An 18377-nucleotide genomic window follows, 5' to 3' on the forward strand; every position below is an offset into this window, starting at 1 on the left:
CCAAATACTAGCATCGTGTTATAGTGCCTTCAACACGCAACTTCGTCAGGTACAATAAAAATGACAAATAACCCTCTGATTCCACAAAGCAAACTTCCACAACTTGGCACCACTATTTTCACCCAGATGAGCGCGCTGGCGCAGCAACACCAGGCGATTAACCTGTCGCAAGGCTTTCCTGATTTTGATGGTCCGCGCTATTTACAGGAGCGGCTGGCGTACCACGTTGCCCAGGGGGCAAACCAATACGCGCCCATGACCGGCGTGCAGGCCTTGCGCGAGGCGATTGCTCAGAAAACGGAACGTTTGTATGGCTATCAACCAGATGCCGATAGCGATATCACCGTAACGGCAGGGGCGACGGAAGCGTTATACGCGGCGATTACCGCACTGGTGCGCAATGGCGATGAAGTGATTTGTTTTGATCCCAGCTATGACAGTTACTCCCCCGCCATCGCGCTTTCTGGGGGAATAGTGAAGCGTATGGCACTGCAACCACCGCATTTTCGCGTTGACTGGCAGGAATTTGCCGCATTATTAAGCGAGCGCACCAGACTGGTGATCCTCAACACTCCGCATAACCCCAGTGCAACTATCTGGCAGCAGGCTGATTTCGCCGCTTTGTGGCAGGCGATCGCCGGGCACGAGATTTTTGTCATTAGCGATGAAGTCTACGAGCACATCAACTTTTCACAACAGGGCCATGCCAGTGTGCTGGCGCATCCGCAGCTGCGTGAGCGGGCAGTGGCGGTTTCTTCATTTGGCAAGACCTATCATATGACCGGCTGGAAAGTGGGTTATTGTGTTGCGCCAGCGCCCATCAGCGCCGAAATTCGCAAGGTACATCAGTATCTGACCTTTTCGGTGAATACCCCGGCACAGCTGGCGCTTGCTGATATGCTACGTGCAGAACCTGAGCATTATCTTGCGTTACCGGACTTTTATCGCCAGAAGCGCGATATTCTGGTGAATGCTTTAAATGAAAGCCGGCTGGAGATTTTACCGTGTGAAGGTACATACTTTTTGCTGGTGGATTACAGCGAGGTTTCTACCCTGGATGATGTTGAGTTTTGCCAGTGGCTGACGCAGGAGCACGGCGTAGCGGCGATTCCGCTGTCGGTGTTTTGCGCCGATCCCTTCCCACATAAACTGATTCGTCTCTGTTTTGCCAAGAAGGAATCGACGTTGCTGGCAGCAGCTGAACGCCTGCGCCAGCTTTAGTTATTTAACCGTCCAGGCGCGGGAATATTGACGGTCGGCAAACAGCTCTTGCAGGCCGTTAATTTGCTTCAGGCGCAGCACTTCGTCGCTGTCCATTCCCAGCTCTTTGCCAATTTTATTATCGTCCCATCCCAACTGGCTAAGTTCACGGACGATTTCCGACATGGCGGTGATTTGATGGCGTCCACGAGCGCGATTATGACGAATAGTCGCGGCGATGCGTTGATTACGCGTACCTTCCAGACAGGTCACCGGCAAATAACCTTTTAAGCGTAATTTTAATGATGATGAGCCTTTACCAATTTCATGGCGGTGAAAACCATCCACGATTTCCAGGGCATTTTTATCCGTATGCGTGACCACAATGGGTTGGGTAAAACCATCTATTTCAATGGATTTTTTCAGCAGTTTTTTTTCGGGTGGTGCCACGTTGTTTGGGTTGTAATCATTAGGCATAAGTTGGCTGTTTTTAACCCACAGAACGCAATCCACTGGCTCTTCACGAAAGGGGCTAACCTGATGGATCGCCATGCGGATTTCATTAATCGCTTTGATGCGATCATCTTCCGGCAAGCTGGCGAGAAATTGCGTTAAATCCTGCGTTAATCGTTGTTGCATAGTATCCCCCATTCCTGACGTTTTCCTTTTATCCGTTCGTTATAACGCTGATAGTTCTTCGCTTTCGTAGGACTAAATGATAATGCTCGACACCAGTAATCGTTATTGAGTAAAACTTTGCATATCCGCCGCCAGGAGGGGATATCTTTCGCGCCAATGTCCCCTTGCTGGGTTTGTGGAACCTCGATGCCTTTTTTCTGATACCAGTGCAAATAAATGGCGATTTTATTGCGGTAATGCTCAGCTGTTTTTTCCGGCATGCTATTGAGCAGCAATAATGCATATTCTTGCCAGTCTAAATGTTCTGGCTTGAGGATTTTCCGATGCCCATAGAAATGATTGTCATGTCCGGCGTAAATGCCGCCACTTTTTACCCCGCTGACTCGTGCGCACATAGCTGCCCAGCGATCCGGTTCGATAACGTGATAGAGCCATAATCCTTGTCGTTGCTCCGGGCCAAAAGGTTCGCAAATTCGCATATGACGCAGAGGAACGCCTGCCTGATACATTAGGTTATACAGTGGGTTGCAGAGACTTTGATGATTTGCATACCAGGTCCAGATATCAGCCACTTTCCAGTCGTAAATGGGGTAAATGTACCAGCTATGACCGCCTGGTGCGGCCGTAGTCCATGGTTTATCGTCGGCAAAACGTTGTTTATTTAAACTGGCGATGGCGACAAAACGGTTGTAGGACTCATCCGCACGGATGCCGATCATCATCGCCGCCGGACGTTTTTGTGAAAACCATTCGGCAAACTCACGTACAAATTGTTCGAAGGTCATGCCAGGCTGGTAAAAGCAGAAAAAGTCAGGATCGGTTATCGCATCTTGCGGGGGCTGACGCACCCATTCGACATCAGGTTCCCAGCACTGCCATTCGGGTTGGAATTGTGAAAGGGAATTTTGCGTCGTAAGCGGGAGCGCAACCCAGTAAAACTCTTCGATGACATCGGTGTACAACTCGCGCAGGGACTGAACATAGTTAATGGTGCAAGAGAATTGCGCCTCCCAGTCGATAAACAAAACGCAGATTTTTTTGCCCATTTGTCGGGCAAGTTCGGCTGTCAGATGCAGCATTAAACCAGAGTCTTTGCCGCCAGAAAATGAGACACAAACGCGGGGTAGGGTGTTGAGTGTCCAGGTAATACGCTCTCGTGCAGCTTCCAGAATATTGAGCGGAAGAGGAATTTTATAAATAGACATCTGAAGACGCTCTCTGAACGTTACAGGGTGATCAGTGAGATAAGTCTGTTAATTATAAAGTAAACACTGCAAAGCAGAGTGTTTTATTTTTCATTCGCGCTGTGAATAAATAGATGAAAGTTATAGTAGCTGTCTGTAGTTATATATCAAAAACTCTCATTTAGACGGTCAATAAATCGGGAGAACACCAAATTATTTAAAGAAGATTTATTATAGGAAATGTAAAGCTTTATTGAAGGTAACGGATGTTCTAGTTTTATCTCTTTTAAATTAAGAAAGTCACGGTAGGAATTATAAAGTTCATAGGGGACTATTCCCAGTAAATCTGTAACTGCAATGCTATTAATGATTGTCAGCAAAGAGGAACCACGAAATGAAATTTTGCGATTCATAAACTTCTCGTCTATTTCCATTTGAATATCATCAACTCCTGCTGATTTGGATATTAATTGGGTGAACTCTTCTGCCATAATTTGTTCATAAGTGCTATTGTCAGTAATTCGCGGATGCTTATTACTACAAATTAGAGTATTGCGAATTGTATGCAATGGCATGCAAATGACGGAACGGCTGATCACTGGCATTTGGGTGATCACCAGATCGGCTTTGCGGTGAACCAACAGTTCTTCAGCATTCTCTGCTGACATGAGGATATCATGGCACTCAATCTCGACAGAGGCATCTTGCCGTAGGCAGCGGATCAGCATACTATTATTAGAGCAAGAAATGAGCTGAGGGCCGTAAATAATAAAGTTTTTCTTTAGTTCGGACTTATTGACTATATTAATTGTTTGTTCAAGGCCTTTGAGGTTTTTCTCAAGATGGTGATGCAGATTCAACCCTGTTGTCGTCGGCGCGATACCTTTTCCTGAGCGAATGAATAAAGGGTCATTAAATTGCGCACGTAAGCGTTGTAACGACTGGCTCACGGCTGATGGGGTGATATATAGTGATTCAGCAGCTTTGCTAATGCTTAAATGCTGGTAAATACACTCAAATATGACAAGAAGGTTTAAGTCGAACTTTTTCAAGTCGTAGAGATTGGCCATACACTACTCCGGTTATATTTTTCTTCCATGGTATATTCACTTAATCAATGTTTTTTGCGTATATATTTTTATTGATTATATTTTTTTGCTTAACTCAGGATTAAGTTTTTCTAAAATAGCATAGCCACTTAGGGCAGAGCGAGCAATTCATGCTTTTTTAGGATGGTTGAAAAGCAGGGATGTATTTCAACCATCCATGAATTATCTTTTATTTATTCCCCATAATGATATTAAGCGTTTTCTGATCGGGCAACCCCACGGCCTGTTGCAGCGTATTTTCCTTACTCATGTAATAGATCGCTGGTGTGACATTTGCCCCCAGATCGTCCATGAGTTTCTCGTTGGCGCTTAACACTTTCATTTGTTCTATACTTACGTTTGCAGGCACGTTTAGCTTAAGCTTGCCACCAGAGGATTCATATTCTTGCCAGGTTTTTGCGGGATCTTTGGAGGCAAGAATTGCCGCTGCTGTCGCCGGGCTTTCTGGCTTGATAACCCCAACCAACAATGTTCTTAATTGCACTTTGCCAGAATCTACCCACGGGCGCGCCTGCTGCCAGAACTGTTTACAATATGGGCAGAACGGATCGGCGAACACGTAGACAATGACCGGCGCATCTTTTTTACCGTCGAGGAGCCAGTGGGATTGTTCCATCCGTTGCCACATTTCGCGTCCGGCTGGTGCGTAAATTTCTTTTTCGATAAGTGTGTTACTCAGGTTTTCACCTTTCTCGTTGTACATGTAACCAGAGATAGCGTGCTTACCATCGGGAGTCAGGTAGATGGTGACGCCCATATCCTGATACTTTCCGAGATAACCTTTCATTCCTCCGGGGGCATCGAACGTTTTGATGATTGTAATGCCCTGTTTTTCAATCGCTTTTACTGGGGAAGGAAGTTCCTCTGCGAAGGCGATTGCAGGAAGCAGAGCCAGTAAAAGTATCTTTTTTAACATTAATTTGTCCTTTTCAGTCAGTGCAAAAGTCGAGTAAAAGGCATAACCTATCACTGTCATAGGTAAGAGCTTAGATCAGGTGATTGCCCTTTGTTTATGAGGGTGTTGTAATCCATGTCGTTGTTGCATTTGTAAGGGCAACACCTCAGCCTGCAGGCAGGCGCTGAAGATACCAAAGGGTAGTTCAGATTACACGGTCACCTGGAAAGGGGGCCATTTTACTTTTTATCGCCGCTGGCGGTGCAAAGTTCACAAAGTTGTCTTACGAAGGTTGTAAGGTAAAACTTATCGATTTGATAATGGAAACGCATTAGCCGAATCGGCAAAAATTGGTTACCTTACATCTCATCGAAAACACGGAGGAAGTATAGATGTCCTTGATTAACACCAAAATTAAACCTTTTAAAAACCAGGCATTCAAAAACGGCGAATTCATCGAAATCACCGAAAAAGATACCGAAGGCCGCTGGAGCGTCTTCTTCTTCTACCCGGCTGACTTTACTTTCGTATGCCCGACCGAACTGGGTGACGTTGCTGACCACTACGAAGAACTGCAGAAACTGGGCGTAGACGTATACGCAGTATCTACCGATACTCACTTCACCCACAAAGCATGGCACAGCAGCTCTGAAACCATCGCTAAAATCAAATATGCGATGATCGGCGACCCGACTGGCGCCCTGACCCGTAACTTCGACAACATGCGTGAAGATGAAGGTCTGGCTGATCGTGCGACCTTCGTTGTTGACCCGCAGGGTATCATCCAGGCAATCGAAGTTACCGCTGAAGGCATTGGCCGTGACGCGTCTGACCTGCTGCGTAAAATCAAAGCAGCACAGTACGTAGCTTCTCACCCAGGTGAAGTTTGCCCGGCTAAATGGAAAGAAGGTGAAGCAACTCTGGCTCCGTCTCTGGACCTGGTTGGTAAAATCTAAGTTCCGCAATCGCGTAATTAATCGGGTGCTGCGGCACCCGATTTTCTTCCCCGCACCATGATGCAAGCTGCATCCAGGTAGCCGCAGAGGCCGCTTGCATGATGATGTTTAAAGCCCAGGAGATAAACATGCTCGACACAAATATGAAAACTCAACTCAAGGCTTACCTTGAGAAATTGACCAAGCCTGTTGAGTTAATTGCCACGCTGGATGACAGCGCTAAATCGGCAGAAATCAAGGAACTGTTGGCTGAAATCGCAGAACTGTCAGACAAAGTCACCTTTAAAGAAGATAACAGCTTGCCGGTGCGTAAGCCGTCTTTCCTGATCACCAACCCAGGTTCCAACCAGGGGCCACGTTTTGCAGGCTCCCCGCTGGGCCACGAGTTCACCTCGCTGGTACTGGCGTTGCTGTGGACCGGTGGTCATCCGTCGAAAGAAGCGCAGTCTCTGCTGGAGCAGATTCGCCATATTGACGGTGATTTTGAATTCGAAACCTATTACTCGCTCTCTTGCCACAACTGCCCGGACGTGGTGCAGGCGCTGAACCTGATGAGCGTACTGAACCCGCGCATCAAGCACACTGCAATTGACGGCGGCACCTTCCAGAACGAAATCACCGATCGCAACGTGATGGGCGTTCCGGCAGTGTTCGTAAACGGGAAAGAGTTTGGTCAGGGCCGCATGACGTTGACTGAAATCGTTGCCAAAATTGATACTGGCGCGGAAAAACGTGCGGCAGAAGAGCTGAACAAGCGTGATGCTTATGACGTATTAATCGTCGGTTCCGGCCCGGCGGGTGCAGCGGCAGCAATTTACTCCGCACGTAAAGGCATCCGTACCGGTCTGATGGGCGAACGTTTTGGTGGTCAGATCCTCGATACCGTTGATATCGAAAACTACATTTCTGTACCGAAGACTGAAGGGCAGAAGCTGGCAGGCGCACTGAAAGTTCACGTTGATGAATACGACGTTGATGTGATCGACAGCCAGAGCGCCAGCAAACTGATCCCGGCAGCGGTTGAAGGTGGTCTACACCAGATTGAAACAGCTTCTGGCGCGGTACTGAAAGCACGCAGCATTATCGTGGCGACCGGTGCAAAATGGCGCAACATGAACGTTCCGGGCGAAGATCAGTATCGCACCAAAGGCGTGACCTACTGCCCGCACTGCGACGGCCCGCTGTTTAAAGGCAAACGCGTAGCGGTTATCGGCGGCGGTAACTCCGGCGTGGAAGCGGCAATCGACCTGGCGGGTATCGTTGAGCACGTAACTCTGCTGGAATTTGCGCCAGAAATGAAAGCCGACCAGGTTCTGCAGGACAAACTGCGCAGCCTGAAAAACGTCGACATTATTCTGAATGCGCAAACCACGGAAGTGAAAGGCGACGGCAGCAAAGTCGTTGGTCTGGAATATCGAGATCGTGTCAGCGGCGATATTCACAACATCGAACTGGCCGGTATTTTCGTGCAGATTGGTCTGCTGCCGAACACCAACTGGCTGGAAGGCGCAGTCGAACGTAACCGCATGGGCGAGATTATCATTGATGCGAAATGCGAAACCAACGTGAAAGGCGTGTTCGCAGCGGGTGACTGTACGACGGTTCCGTACAAGCAGATCATCATCGCCACTGGCGAAGGTGCCAAAGCCTCTCTGAGTGCTTTTGACTACCTGATTCGCACCAAAACTGCATAAGAAGAAGTAAGATTCACCTGCAATTGCTTAGCCGCCGGGGTCAAACCTGGCGGCTTTTTTATGGCATTAAAAAGCCCTGCCGGGATGTTCCAGGCAGGGCGGCATAAATACTTTTATCTGTTAGCGAACGACCAGCACCGGCAGATTGGCGTGGCGGATCACGCTCGAGGCGTTAGAACCTAACAGATGGGTCGAAATCGATGGGTTGCGAGAACCAATAACTACAACATCAGCCCCCAGTTCTTCTGCCAACTCATTGACTTCATCCCGCACGCTACCAAAACGGACATGTTGTTTAATGCGGGAAGGATCGATGGTGAAGTGGCTGACCATCGTTTGCAGACGTTCTTCTGCTTCATGTTGCAGATGCTCTTCAAAACGACGCACATCAGCGGCAAAACGGTGCAGGCTCAGGCTGGCTGACCCGGGTAGTACGTGAAGTAGATGAATAACTCCGTCATCCTGGGCGAGGAATTCAGCGTGGCGAACAGCTTTGTCGCTCAATTCCATTTCAAATACATCAACTGGCATAATGATTGTCTTATACATAACCCTTTCTCCCTGTTAATCATGAACAAATCATTCGCCATGATTATAATATTTATCCCTGATATTTGTCTGGTTCTTTTTCCTTACGAACGGTTTCTGTGATTAATATATTCTCACTGAACACCAGGAATTCTCCCAAAACCTGCGGTACCGCCCGTTTTCCCGCTGTGATAGCTACCCTTAAAGACTGACTCTTTTTTGAACTGTCTCTGGAGGTTGCATGAAAGCATTGACTTATCACGGCCCACATCACGTTCAGGTAGAAAATGTTCCCGATCCGGGCATTGAACAGGCTGATGATATTATTCTGCGTATTACGGCAACGGCGATCTGTGGCTCTGACCTCCATCTTTATCGAGGCAAAATACCCCAGGTTAAACATGGCGATATTTTTGGTCATGAATTTATGGGGGAAGTCGTTGAAACCGGAAAGGACGTAAAAAATTTGCAAAAAGGCGACCGGGTGGTAATTCCGTTTGTCATTGCTTGTGGCGACTGTTTTTTCTGTCGAATGCAGCAATATGCCGCCTGCGAAAATACCAATGCGGGTAAAGGCGCTGCGCTCAATAAAAAACAGATACCAGCTCCCGCGGCATTGTTTGGTTATAGTCACCTGTATGGCGGCGTTCCTGGTGGGCAGGCGGAATATGTCCGCGTCCCTAAAGGGAATGTGGGGCCGTTTAAAGTACCGCCTTTGCTTTCAGATGATAAAGCCCTTTTCCTTTCTGATATTCTGCCAACGGCATGGCAGGCAGCAAAAAATGCGCAGATCCAACAAGGTTCAAGCGTTGCAGTCTATGGTGCCGGTCCAGTGGGATTGTTGACAATCGCCTGTGCACGGTTGCTCGGTGCGGAACAGATTTTTGTTGTTGATCATCATCCCTACCGCTTGCGTTTCGCCGCTGACCGCTACGGCGCGATCCCGATTAATTTCGATGAAGATAGCGATCCGGCACAGTCAATTATTGAACAAACGGCAGGTCACCGGGGCGTGGATGCAGTAATAGACGCCGTCGGTTTTGAAGCGAAAGGCAGCACCACGGAAACGGTGCTGACTAACCTGAAACTGGAGGGCAGCAGCGGTAAAGCGTTGCGCCAGTGTATTGCGGCGGTCAGGCGTGGCGGCATTGTTAGCGTACCGGGCGTCTACGCTGGATTTATTCACGGTTTCCTGTTTGGCGACGCCTTTGATAAAGGGTTGACGTTTAAAATGGGACAGACCCACGTTCACGCATGGCTGGGAGAATTATTACCGTTAATTGAGAAAGGATTACTGAAACCAGAAGAAATTGTTACCCACTATATGCCGTTTGAAGAGGCCGCCCGGGGATATGAGATTTTCGAAAAACGTGAAGAGGAGTGCCGTAAGGTGATTCTGGTACCCGGTGCACAAAGCGCAGAGGCGGCGCAGAAGGCGGTTTCAGGTCTGGTGAATGCGATGCCGGGGGGAACAATATGATCGTCAGGAGTGGTTTTCGAGGTAAAGGACAGCCATGACGATAATCGCCGCCATAATCAGAAATCCTATCAGGATGTAAAATGCTTCTGCCATGGTTATTCCCACAAACGAAACGGAATAATTTTGCAGCAAAAGTGAACAGTGAGAACCAGGAAAAATTGCTGATTTTGCGTAAAGAGGATGCGAGTGCATCCTCTGGGCAAAGCGAGTTATCGCTTGTGCAGATGGGATTAAAGCAGGTAGTCGCCAGCAGCTTCTGGCTGGTATTCGAGTTCCAGCACTTCAAGGTGGGTTGCAACGCCGCCCGGAAGTTCCCAGTGAATGGAATCGCCAACGCGCAGCCCCAGCAGTGCGGCACCTACCGGAGCCATAACGGAAAGCTGAGTATTGCTATCGGTCATTTTTGCCGGATACACCAGCGTGCGCACACGCACTTCGCCATCGCTAAGATTGCGGAATTTAACCCGGCTGTTCATTGTCACCACGTCGTGTGGCATCTCTTCTGGCGAACACATTTGGGCGCGATCCAACTCTGCGTTTAACGCGTCGGCGATTGGCAAACCAGCATAGGCGGGTTGCTCCAGCAGAATATCGATGCGTTCGGCATCCAGGTCGTTAATGATGATAGTTGGTCTGGACATTTTTACTCCATGTCGTCGGTACTGCGAGTGTCGCAGATAAACATACCCAAAAGAAAACCCTCACCGTCAGGCGGCGAGGGTTTAACTCACATGATGATACTGACTGTTGCTCACTCTTTGAAGTGATTTGCGTCACATTCAGGGAATTCCTCAATGCAGCGCATTATGTATAATTCTTAATCGTCACGGTTTATGGAAGACGAATTAGCGTGTTTTGTAAATCAGATGATTAATAACCCACTTTATCAATCACAAAGGTTTTGCCACAGTTGCCTGGGTGTGGTTGTGGCAAGAATGAGTTTGCAGAAAGCGGAGCGTTGATGGCGTCAGCTTTGATCGAGATCTGAATTTCAGTCAAATACGCAGGGTTACCCTGGCACGTTAGCTTAACTGCTTTCACGTTCTCTTTTCCCCAGCTTTTGGCAAAGGCGGCGTCAAAGTCACGGCGGCTCACTGTTTTACCGTAATTATCCGCAAGGAATTTTCCGGCTTCGCTCTCTTTAATTTCTTGATTCAGGCGTACCATCGTACCGAAGTATGCGTCCGGATCAAAACCAAAGCAGGCACCGTGTTTGGCATATTCGTAGCGTTCCAGGCAGGAACGTCCGCCAGCTCCTGGCATGACTTCACTTAGTTTAGCGGCCGTTTCCAGTGATAATCCGGTTTCCGGCGATGAACACATCCGGCTGGCGTGCGCTTCTGGTAGATTCGGGATTGGGCGAGTAGCGCAACCGAAGCGCATCCAGCGGCGTTCATCAACACCACGGGCAGCAACCGATTTAGGCAATCCTGGCCACAGACCATGTACGGTCAGAAAATCAGCTTTGTTGGTCGTTTCGGTTTGCAGGCGACATTCATCTCGTTCGTTACGATTTCGATCGTGTTGACTCTGGCAAAATCCGGTTTGCCAGGAGAGGGCCAGGACATAGCGATCAAAATCGCCATACTGTTTTGCCTGCAACGCTACGGCGTTGGCAGAAGAGAAGGGAAGCAGAGAAACCGCGAGCAACGCGGCATTACGCCAGAATGCTTTCATAATGGGTGTGGAACTCATACATACACTGAATACTATCTATTAAATCATAAAAAAGCCCGCCAGGTGGGCTTACCTGGCGGGCGTGATGATTTATTCAGCGTTTGGCGAACGTATTAGTTCCACATGGCGAGAATCGGCCAGCCAACCAACAGCAACATAGAGATGTAAATCACCCCGAAGATTGCGCCAAGACGCCAGTAATCTTTTGATTTCACATAGCCACAGCCGTAAATAATCACCCCAGGACCGGTTGCATACGGCGTCAGACAGCCCATGATACCGATAGACAGCACCAGCAGGATACACAGTTGTTCCATTGGTACGCCCGGAATACCTTTACCAACGGCCAGAATAACCGGCAGCATGGTTGCGGTGTGCGCAGACAGGCTGGCAAACAGGTAGTGTGCAAAGTAGAACACCAGAACCAGTACAATCACCGTTGCGTTTGGTGAGAATCCTTCCAGGTGCGTACTCATGGTACCGGCGAACCAGTCAATAAAACCAGAACGAGTCAGGCCGTTAGCCATCACAACCAGAGTTGCCAGGTTGACCAGCGTGTTCCATGCGCTGTTATAGCGGGTAATATCTTTCCAAGGCACAACGTGCAGGGCCAGCATTAGCGAAACTGCCAGCAGACCAACTGCAGTAGCATTAATGACTTCACTGCCAAAAACCCACAAACCTAAGCTGAGCAATACAAGGCCAATCAGTGTCCACTCTCTGCGTGTCAGCGCACCCATGGTTTTCAGTTCATCACCCGCCCAGGTTGCCACTTCTTCACTGTGTGTGATTTCCGGTTTGTACAGCACGTAGGAAAGCCACGGCGCAATGATAAGCAAGATAACCCCAACCGGCAGGAAGCAGAGGAACCACTGCAACCAGCTAATCTGGATACCGGCAATTTTGCTGACGAACTCCAGACCCAGCACGTTTGGTGCCGCACCGGTGACAAACATGGACGAACTCAGACTGGTACTAATGACCATCATCCACATCAAATAGCCGCCAATACGACGCGCGGACGGATCGTTGGGGAATGATTTAAACAGCGGCGGCAGGTTTTTAATGACCGGAAAAACCGTACCCCCGGTACGCGCGGTGTTGGACGGTGTAAACGGTGCCAGCAGAATGTCGATAATGACAATCGCATAACCCAACGTCAGCGTGCGTTTGCCCATGAATTTCACCAGGAAAAGGGCAATGCGACGACCTAACCCGGAAACTTCATACCCTAATGCAAAAATAAATGCGCCAAATACCAGCCATACCGTGGTGCTGGAAAAACCAGCCAGACCCCATTTCAGCGCCTGTTTTTGCGCATTAAACGCTGGGTCAGCTAATTCTTTGGCATCAAAGAGCAGGTAATTACTGCCAATAACGCAAATAGTAACCGCAATAAAACTGATCGCTGTTGCCGGAATTGGCTCGAGGATCATGCCGACAATCATTGCCACAAACACAGCGAAGTAATGCCATGCCTGCGGCGGCATACCGTCGGGGACAGGGATAAGAAACATGACACCCATCACCACCAGTGGGGCCAATAGTTTCCATATATTATCTTTTGCTAAAGACATACGGGTTCTCCGAAAATTAATATTTCCAAATTTATCAAGTGCTTAAATAATTAAATCTGTGCTAAAAACCAGGTAAGGATCAGCAGGTCGGCACTGCCGCCTGGACTGAGATTTCGTTCGATACACTCCCTGTCGAACTGCCGGAGATAATCGAGATCGGCGGGGGTTCGAATGCCCCCTTTTTGCAATAATGTTTGCGCCTCGCGCTGTAGCCAGCGCAGGCCCCCCTCGCCACCGCGCGATGCAACGTTGGTATCGCCGTTGATCGCCATCAGTAGGAGCAAGGTATCGAGCAATGCCAGTTCAGGATCTAACCCCTGATCCAGCAGAGTGAGGTAATGCGGCAGGGCGTGGTTGAGCACTAGTGGATAACCCGCTTCGGCTTCACCGCGTGCGCCGGTAAGGCCAAGCTGCTGGTACAACCGTTGACCTGCCGTCAGTTGTGAATTATTGGTACGCAGTTCGCGATCGGTCAGACCACGGCAGAAACTTGCCGCCGTAGAACAAACGGTTGTTGGCGTTACCGGCTGGTTGAGCTGAAGCAAACGGCCAATTGCCGCACATAGCAGCCCTAAAGAAAAAATGCTGCCTTTATGCGTGTTTACGCCCGCAGTGGCGCGGAACATATCACCTTCGCAAGCCATACCAATTGGGCGTAATCCGTGGAGTACCGCTTCTGGTGCCATTTCCGCACTACAGGCACCAAATTCAATGAAACGGGGTAGCCAGCCCTGAATCGCCAGCGCGCTGCGGTGGAAATCTTCCAGCGCCATATCTTTATGCGCACCGCAGTTAATCCGATCCACGAGGCCTGGTTTCGGTGACAGATTGACTTCAGTCAGCATGGCGCGCCAGCCCAGCAGGGCGTACTCATCGATTAATGACGTCGCAAGCTTTGTGGTTTTAGTTGACGTTGCAGGCATCGACATCGTTCAGCAGTGCCTCCATGCGGTTGAGTAAATCGGTCAGTTGATGGGTTTTTCCACGCGCGCAGACGGCTGCGCTTTGCTCGCACAACAGGCAGCTGCGAGGCGGCAGTGAATAGTCGCGGCGGGAGAGAATTTCGCCTTCGGGCGTCAGGACATCGATATCCCATAACCGCCCGAGAGGATGACTATGTTCAAGCTCAATGGTGGCGAGCTTGAGGTCGCGAGCCGGGGCGGCAATGCTCAACATACCCTCCGGCCCGCTGGCGGAAACCAGTGCAGCCTGCTCCTGAATTTGCCAGCCCTGTTTTGCGGCTAAGGCACGCAAGGCTGTCACGCCATGATTAAAAATTCGGCGTGTGACCTCACTGTCTTTAATCGGCCCAGGCGCAACCACGGTAAAGGAGACCAGTGGAACAGGATGACGCTTGAGCCAGACGTGTTGCCGTGCTTGCCTTTCATCCCGGCTGACGAGCAGCTCGGGAATTGACACCGCATGGTGGCTGGCGAGTTCAGGAAGCAGGTGCATGGCTTATTCCTTCACCTGATGTACAACATCGATCACCGAGCCATCGCGGTAACGCACAACGGCAACGACGCGGTCGGTGAATTCAATCGGCTGTGGTTCACCGGTCAGCAGACGCGCACGTTCACGCAGCCACTCAATGGAAACCACTTTAATGCCCGCTTCCTGCAGACGTTCTGCCAGCTCCGGACGTGCCGGGTTAACTGCGATACCGTGGTCTGTGACCAGAATATCGACACTGGAGCCCGGGGTGATGCAGGTCAGCACGTTATCCACCAGAGTCGGAATACGACCGCGTACCAGCGGCGCGACGATGATGGAAAGCGCAGAGGCAATCGCGGTATCGCAGTGACCACCGGAAGCACCACGCAGTACGCCGTCAGAGCCGGTCAGCACGTTAACGTTGAACTGGGTGTCAATTTCCAGCGCGCTCAGTACCACCACGTCGAGACGATCAACCGATGCGCCTTTCGAACCCCAGTTAGCGTACTGGTTGGCGCTGATTTCGATGTGATTGGGGTTACGGGCCAGCGATTGCGCAGCGTGGCTGTCAAAGCTCTGTACATCCAGCAGTTTGCGGATCAGACCTTTTTCGTGCAGATCAACCATCGTCGCGGTAATACCACCGAGGGCGAAGTCGGCGCGAATATCGCGGCTACGCATTTTGTCTTCCAGGAAACGGGTTACCGCCAGCGATGCGCCGCCGGTGCCGGTTTGCATGGAGAAACCTTCTTTGAAGTAGCCTGAGTTGACAATCACATCCGCAGCGCTACGGGCAATAAGCAGTTCGCGCGGGTTAGTGGTCATACGGGTAGCACCAGCGCCGATTTTTGCAGCATCGCCAACGCGATCAACTTTGACGATTAAATCAACCTGATCTTGCTCAATGCTTGCCGGATTATGCGGATAAGGCAGCAGTTCTTCGGTAAGCATCACAACCTGTTTTGCGTTGTCGGCATCAACCATTGCATAGCCGAGGGAGCCGCAGCAGGCTTTACCGGTGTAGCCGTTGGCATTACCGAATTCATCACAGGACGGGACGCCGAGGAAAGCCACATCGATATTCAGTTCGCCGCTCTGTACCAGATGCACACGACCGCCGTGAGAGTGGATTTGCACCGGTTCCGCCAGCAGACCGCGGGAGATTTCTTCCGCCAGTGGACCACGTAGGCCAGAGGTATAAATGCGGGTAACCACGCCCTGGCGAATGTGTTCTACCAGCGGCGCATGGCAATCACTCAGGGAGCTGGACGCCAGGGTCAGGTTTTTAAAGCCCATCTTCGCGATGACGTCCATCACCATATTGACGGTCAGGTCACCGCCACGGAAAGCGTGATGGAAGGAAACCGTCATGCCGTCCTGTAAACCAGAGCGACGAATCGCTTCTTCCAGGTTGGCGCACAGTTTGCGATCGCGCGCTTTTTCAGCCTGGTAGGTTTGCTTTGGCGAGTTCTGGAAAGCGGCAAGATCGCATTCAGCGCGACGATTCCAGGCCGCTACCCGTTCTTGTCGTTGAGATTGTTCAATTTTCTGCGTCATTTTGATTGCCTTATTCTTCGCGGATGCCGGAAAGTTCTGCACGAGAGAGCACCAGACGGGCGCGATCGATAACCGGACCGTCCACCATCTTGCCGTTCAGGGAAACCACGCCGAGGCCTTCGCGAGCGGCGGCTTCAGCGGCTTCTACGACGCGGCGGGCGTGATCCACTTCTTTCTGGGTTGGTGCGTAGAGGTTGTGCAACAGATCAATCTGACGCGGGTTGATCAGCGATTTGCCGTCAAAGCCCAGCTGTTTGATGTGGGCGGCTTCTTGCAGGAATCCGGCTTCGTTGTTAGCGTCGGAATAGACGGTATCGAACGCCTGAATACCCGCAGAGCGCGCGGCCTGCAAAATGGAACAGCGTGCGAACAGCAGTTCAGTTCCTTCCGGGGAGCGTTCTGTACGCAGGTTGCGCACATAGTCTTCTGCACCGAGGGCGATACCGATCAAACGCTCGGAAGCGTGAGCGATTTCCACTGCGCGGGTAATGCCCAGCGGAGATTCAATCGCCGCCAGCAGGCCGGTGCTGCCGGGTTCACGACCACAGGCTTTTTCGATACGCAGGATCTCTTTTTCGATATCCAGAACATCCTGAGCGGTATCGGTTTTCGGCAGACGCACAACGTCCGCACCACCGCGAACGACGGCTTCCAGGTCGTTGACACCCCATTCGGAATCCAGCGCGTTGACACGCACAATGGTTTCAATATCGCGATACAGCGGATGTTGCAGCGCGTGGTAAACCATGCGGCGGGCGGTGTCTTTTTCACGCAATGCTACGGAGTCTTCGAGGTCAAACATCAGGGCATCAGCCGGGTAGATGAAGGAGTTGCTGACCATCGCGGCATTGGCACCAGGCACAAACAACATGCTGCGGCGGGTGCGAGTTTTACGTTGTTGCAGCGAAGCGGAAATCATTGGCAATCCTCCCATGGCAGAGCCGGGATACCGCTGGCGCGTGCCAGCAGGGCTTCCAGTCGTGCACGTAAAATGCAGTCCAGTGCGCCTTTGTCATCGACATTCAGCTGTACGCCGCGCACGTTGTAGCGGGCGAGAACGTCCAGAATGGTGGTGCGAATTGCATCGCCAAACTGTTTCTCAACGCTGCTATTGATTTGCAGGTCGATATCCTGCGTATCGAGTGGGGCGATGCGTATCATCACATCCCCAGACTCAAGGGTGCCTGCAACGGCGGGCTGGTTTATTTTCATTTTTCACCTGTTTCTCATGCGGGGGTCTTTTGACGAGCTGCCGCGTCCTGGCGGGAGTGCTCAAGCAGGTTCTGCAAATAATGCAGCGTGACTGCAGGGACCAGCGGCGCGATAGCCGTGAGATCGTTTTTCGCCAGCAGTTGACGTACCCGGGAAGCGGATATCGGCATCTCCTGGTAACGCAGCCGCTCAATTTCAACCAGTTCGATGGGCGGTGCGGAGATAGTCGGCGTTTCCAGCCAGTAGCGCATATCCTGGTTGTACTGGGCGGTAACGCGACAAAAGGGTTCAGTACCGACAAAGCGGTGAGTTACACCCAGCGCGGGAGCGAGGTACTGACGGAAAATCTTCAGATCAATTTCGGTGTAACAATGGTTAATGACGCTCTGTTCTTTAATGAAGTAGCAAGGGAACGTAGCGCGGGAGATGATGTATTCGGAGCCGCGATGCACAGTCAGGCGTGGAATATCGGCGGTGCCTTTTAACACCAGATCCAACCGGTCTTCATAGGGGAAGCGTGAAGAATCTTCTTTGACTAAAAACAGATGCAACCAGTCGCACTGTGCCGCAGCTTGTTGAATCAGATAACGGTGACCATTCGTGAAGGGATTGGCGTTCATCACAATGCAGCCAATCTTGTTCCCTGGATGACGAAATTTTTTCAGCGATTCGGCATAGCGTTTCAGTCGCGTGGCGCTGTTTTCCATCAGCACCATCACGCCGGGTACGCAGGTCAGCGTGGAAAAACCGCACTGGCGGAACAGCGCCTCGTATTCGGTTTTGGTATAAATAAACAGATGCGTGCTGTGCCGCTCATAGGCGAGGTTTATCAGTTCAGTGGCTAATGTCAGCGCCAGTCCTTCACCGCGAACGGATTCACTGATAGCAACGCATTTAATAATATTTCCGGCAATTCCACCGCACGCGATAAGCTTTTCATCGCGGGTTACGGTAATAAATACTTCGACTGTGGTGTCAACGCTCAAATCATTTTCATGCAGGAATTGGGCGATTTCCGCCATTTTTTTATTTTCTGAACGTTTTACGCGGGTGAAAATATCATTGCCGAACATAATAAATAGTATCCTGAAGGTGCATGTTGTTATCGATTTGCAACGAATGTTGTTCAATGTTGCAAACTGATAACCTTTTATTTTCACTTGGGAGAAAGGGGGGTGATCGAGGTATATCTTTTTCTCCTTTCGCTATACATCCTAAGGAGTATTTCGGCGTGA

19 protein-coding genes are annotated in these 18377 nt (G+C 50.4%); 4 read left to right on the plus strand and 15 right to left on the minus strand.

The features are described from left to right. The first annotated feature begins 60 nt into the window (after positions 1-60). Complete coding sequence (gene ybdL / locus ACJHXA_RS13620) at positions 61-1221, plus strand: methionine-oxo-acid transaminase (protein WP_000183936.1); 1161 nt, start codon at positions 61-63, stop codon at positions 1219-1221. On the opposite strand, the gene ACJHXA_RS13625 is transcribed toward ybdL, so the two are convergent. The 4 genes from ACJHXA_RS13625 to dsbG all read right to left on the minus strand — a co-directional run bounded on the left by ACJHXA_RS13625 (position 1222) and on the right by dsbG (position 5048). Next, positions 1222-1851: an IbrB-like domain-containing protein gene (locus ACJHXA_RS13625; protein ID WP_000502941.1), complete on the minus strand. Its 630-nt coding sequence runs from the start codon at positions 1849-1851 to the stop codon at positions 1222-1224. Continuing rightward, positions 1824-3044 (minus strand): phosphoadenosine phosphosulfate reductase, encoded by a 1221-nt coding sequence (locus tag ACJHXA_RS13630; protein ID WP_000029802.1) that lies wholly within the window; start codon positions 3042-3044, stop codon positions 1824-1826. Before ACJHXA_RS13630 ends, ACJHXA_RS13625 begins: the two co-directional genes overlap by 28 nt. A gap of 146 nt (positions 3045-3190) precedes the next feature. Continuing rightward, positions 3191-4093: a DNA-binding transcriptional repressor CitR gene (citR, locus tag ACJHXA_RS13635; RefSeq protein ID WP_000002446.1), complete on the minus strand. Its 903-nt coding sequence runs from the start codon at positions 4091-4093 to the stop codon at positions 3191-3193. Between the two features lie 208 nt (positions 4094-4301). Then, the gene (gene dsbG, locus ACJHXA_RS13640) at positions 4302-5048 is read right to left on the minus strand and encodes a thiol:disulfide interchange protein DsbG (protein WP_103262054.1); all 747 of its coding nucleotides are present in this window, start codon (positions 5046-5048) and stop codon (positions 4302-4304) included. 371 nt (positions 5049-5419) lie between these two features. Between dsbG and ahpC the strand changes: the two genes are divergently transcribed. Next, the gene (ahpC, locus tag ACJHXA_RS13645) at positions 5420-5983 is read left to right on the plus strand and encodes an alkyl hydroperoxide reductase subunit C (RefSeq protein WP_000052796.1); all 564 of its coding nucleotides are present in this window, start codon (positions 5420-5422) and stop codon (positions 5981-5983) included. 128 nt (positions 5984-6111) lie between these two features. Then, the gene (ahpF, locus tag ACJHXA_RS13650) at positions 6112-7677 is read left to right on the plus strand and encodes an alkyl hydroperoxide reductase subunit F (RefSeq protein ID WP_000887629.1); all 1566 of its coding nucleotides are present in this window, start codon (positions 6112-6114) and stop codon (positions 7675-7677) included. 120 nt (positions 7678-7797) lie between these two features. On the opposite strand, the gene uspG is transcribed toward ahpF, so the two are convergent. Then, entirely contained in the window at positions 7798-8226 is a 429-nt protein-coding gene (gene uspG, locus ACJHXA_RS13655; protein WP_000278505.1) for a universal stress protein UspG, read from the minus strand. 220 nt (positions 8227-8446) lie between these two features. On the opposite strand from uspG, the gene ACJHXA_RS13660 reads away from it, so the two are divergent. Further along, positions 8447-9685: a zinc-dependent alcohol dehydrogenase gene (locus tag ACJHXA_RS13660; RefSeq protein ID WP_000646150.1), complete on the plus strand. Its 1239-nt coding sequence runs from the start codon at positions 8447-8449 to the stop codon at positions 9683-9685. A gap of 3 nt (positions 9686-9688) precedes the next feature. On the opposite strand, the gene yldA is transcribed toward ACJHXA_RS13660, so the two are convergent. From yldA to citC, 10 genes are all read right to left on the minus strand, one after another. Next, complete coding sequence (gene yldA, locus ACJHXA_RS13665) at positions 9689-9778, minus strand: small membrane protein YldA (protein WP_000796528.1); 90 nt, start codon at positions 9776-9778, stop codon at positions 9689-9691. Between the two features lie 137 nt (positions 9779-9915). Continuing rightward, on the minus strand, positions 9916-10326 hold the full coding sequence (gene rnk, locus ACJHXA_RS13670) for a nucleoside diphosphate kinase regulator (RefSeq protein WP_000089731.1): 411 nt from the start codon (positions 10324-10326) through the stop codon (positions 9916-9918). A 229-nt stretch (positions 10327-10555) separates the two neighbouring features. After that, positions 10556-11362, minus strand: a complete 807-nt coding sequence (gene rna / locus ACJHXA_RS13675) for a ribonuclease I (RefSeq protein WP_000643398.1) — start codon at positions 11360-11362, stop codon at positions 10556-10558. Positions 11363-11475: 113 nt separating this feature from the next. Further along, complete coding sequence (gene citT / locus ACJHXA_RS13680; RefSeq protein ID WP_000050323.1) at positions 11476-12939, minus strand: citrate/succinate antiporter CitT; 1464 nt, start codon at positions 12937-12939, stop codon at positions 11476-11478. A 50-nt stretch (positions 12940-12989) separates the two neighbouring features. Further along, positions 12990-13868 (minus strand): triphosphoribosyl-dephospho-CoA synthase CitG, encoded by an 879-nt coding sequence (gene citG, locus ACJHXA_RS13685; RefSeq protein WP_000062459.1) that lies wholly within the window; start codon positions 13866-13868, stop codon positions 12990-12992. Further along, a complete protein-coding gene (gene citX, locus ACJHXA_RS13690; RefSeq protein WP_000550424.1) occupies positions 13843-14394 on the minus strand; it encodes a citrate lyase holo-[acyl-carrier protein] synthase in 552 nt (183 codons plus the stop codon). Before citX ends, citG begins: the two co-directional genes overlap by 26 nt. 3 nt (positions 14395-14397) lie before the next feature. Then, on the minus strand, positions 14398-15930 hold the full coding sequence (gene citF / locus ACJHXA_RS13695; RefSeq protein WP_000192245.1) for a citrate lyase subunit alpha: 1533 nt from the start codon (positions 15928-15930) through the stop codon (positions 14398-14400). 10 nt (positions 15931-15940) lie between these two features. Further along, a complete protein-coding gene (citE, locus tag ACJHXA_RS13700; RefSeq protein WP_000622357.1) occupies positions 15941-16849 on the minus strand; it encodes a citrate (pro-3S)-lyase subunit beta in 909 nt (302 codons plus the stop codon). Continuing rightward, on the minus strand, positions 16846-17142 hold the full coding sequence (citD, locus tag ACJHXA_RS13705) for a citrate lyase acyl carrier protein (RefSeq protein WP_000700703.1): 297 nt from the start codon (positions 17140-17142) through the stop codon (positions 16846-16848). Before citD ends, citE begins: the two co-directional genes overlap by 4 nt. Positions 17143-17156: 14 nt before the next feature. Then, positions 17157-18215: a [citrate (pro-3S)-lyase] ligase gene (citC, locus tag ACJHXA_RS13710; protein WP_000467687.1), complete on the minus strand. Its 1059-nt coding sequence runs from the start codon at positions 18213-18215 to the stop codon at positions 17157-17159. Positions 18216-18377 lie beyond the last annotated feature (162 nt).

Source organism: Escherichia sp. WS33 (genome assembly GCF_046486385.1).
Classification (GTDB): domain Bacteria; phylum Pseudomonadota; class Gammaproteobacteria; order Enterobacterales; family Enterobacteriaceae; genus ECMA0423.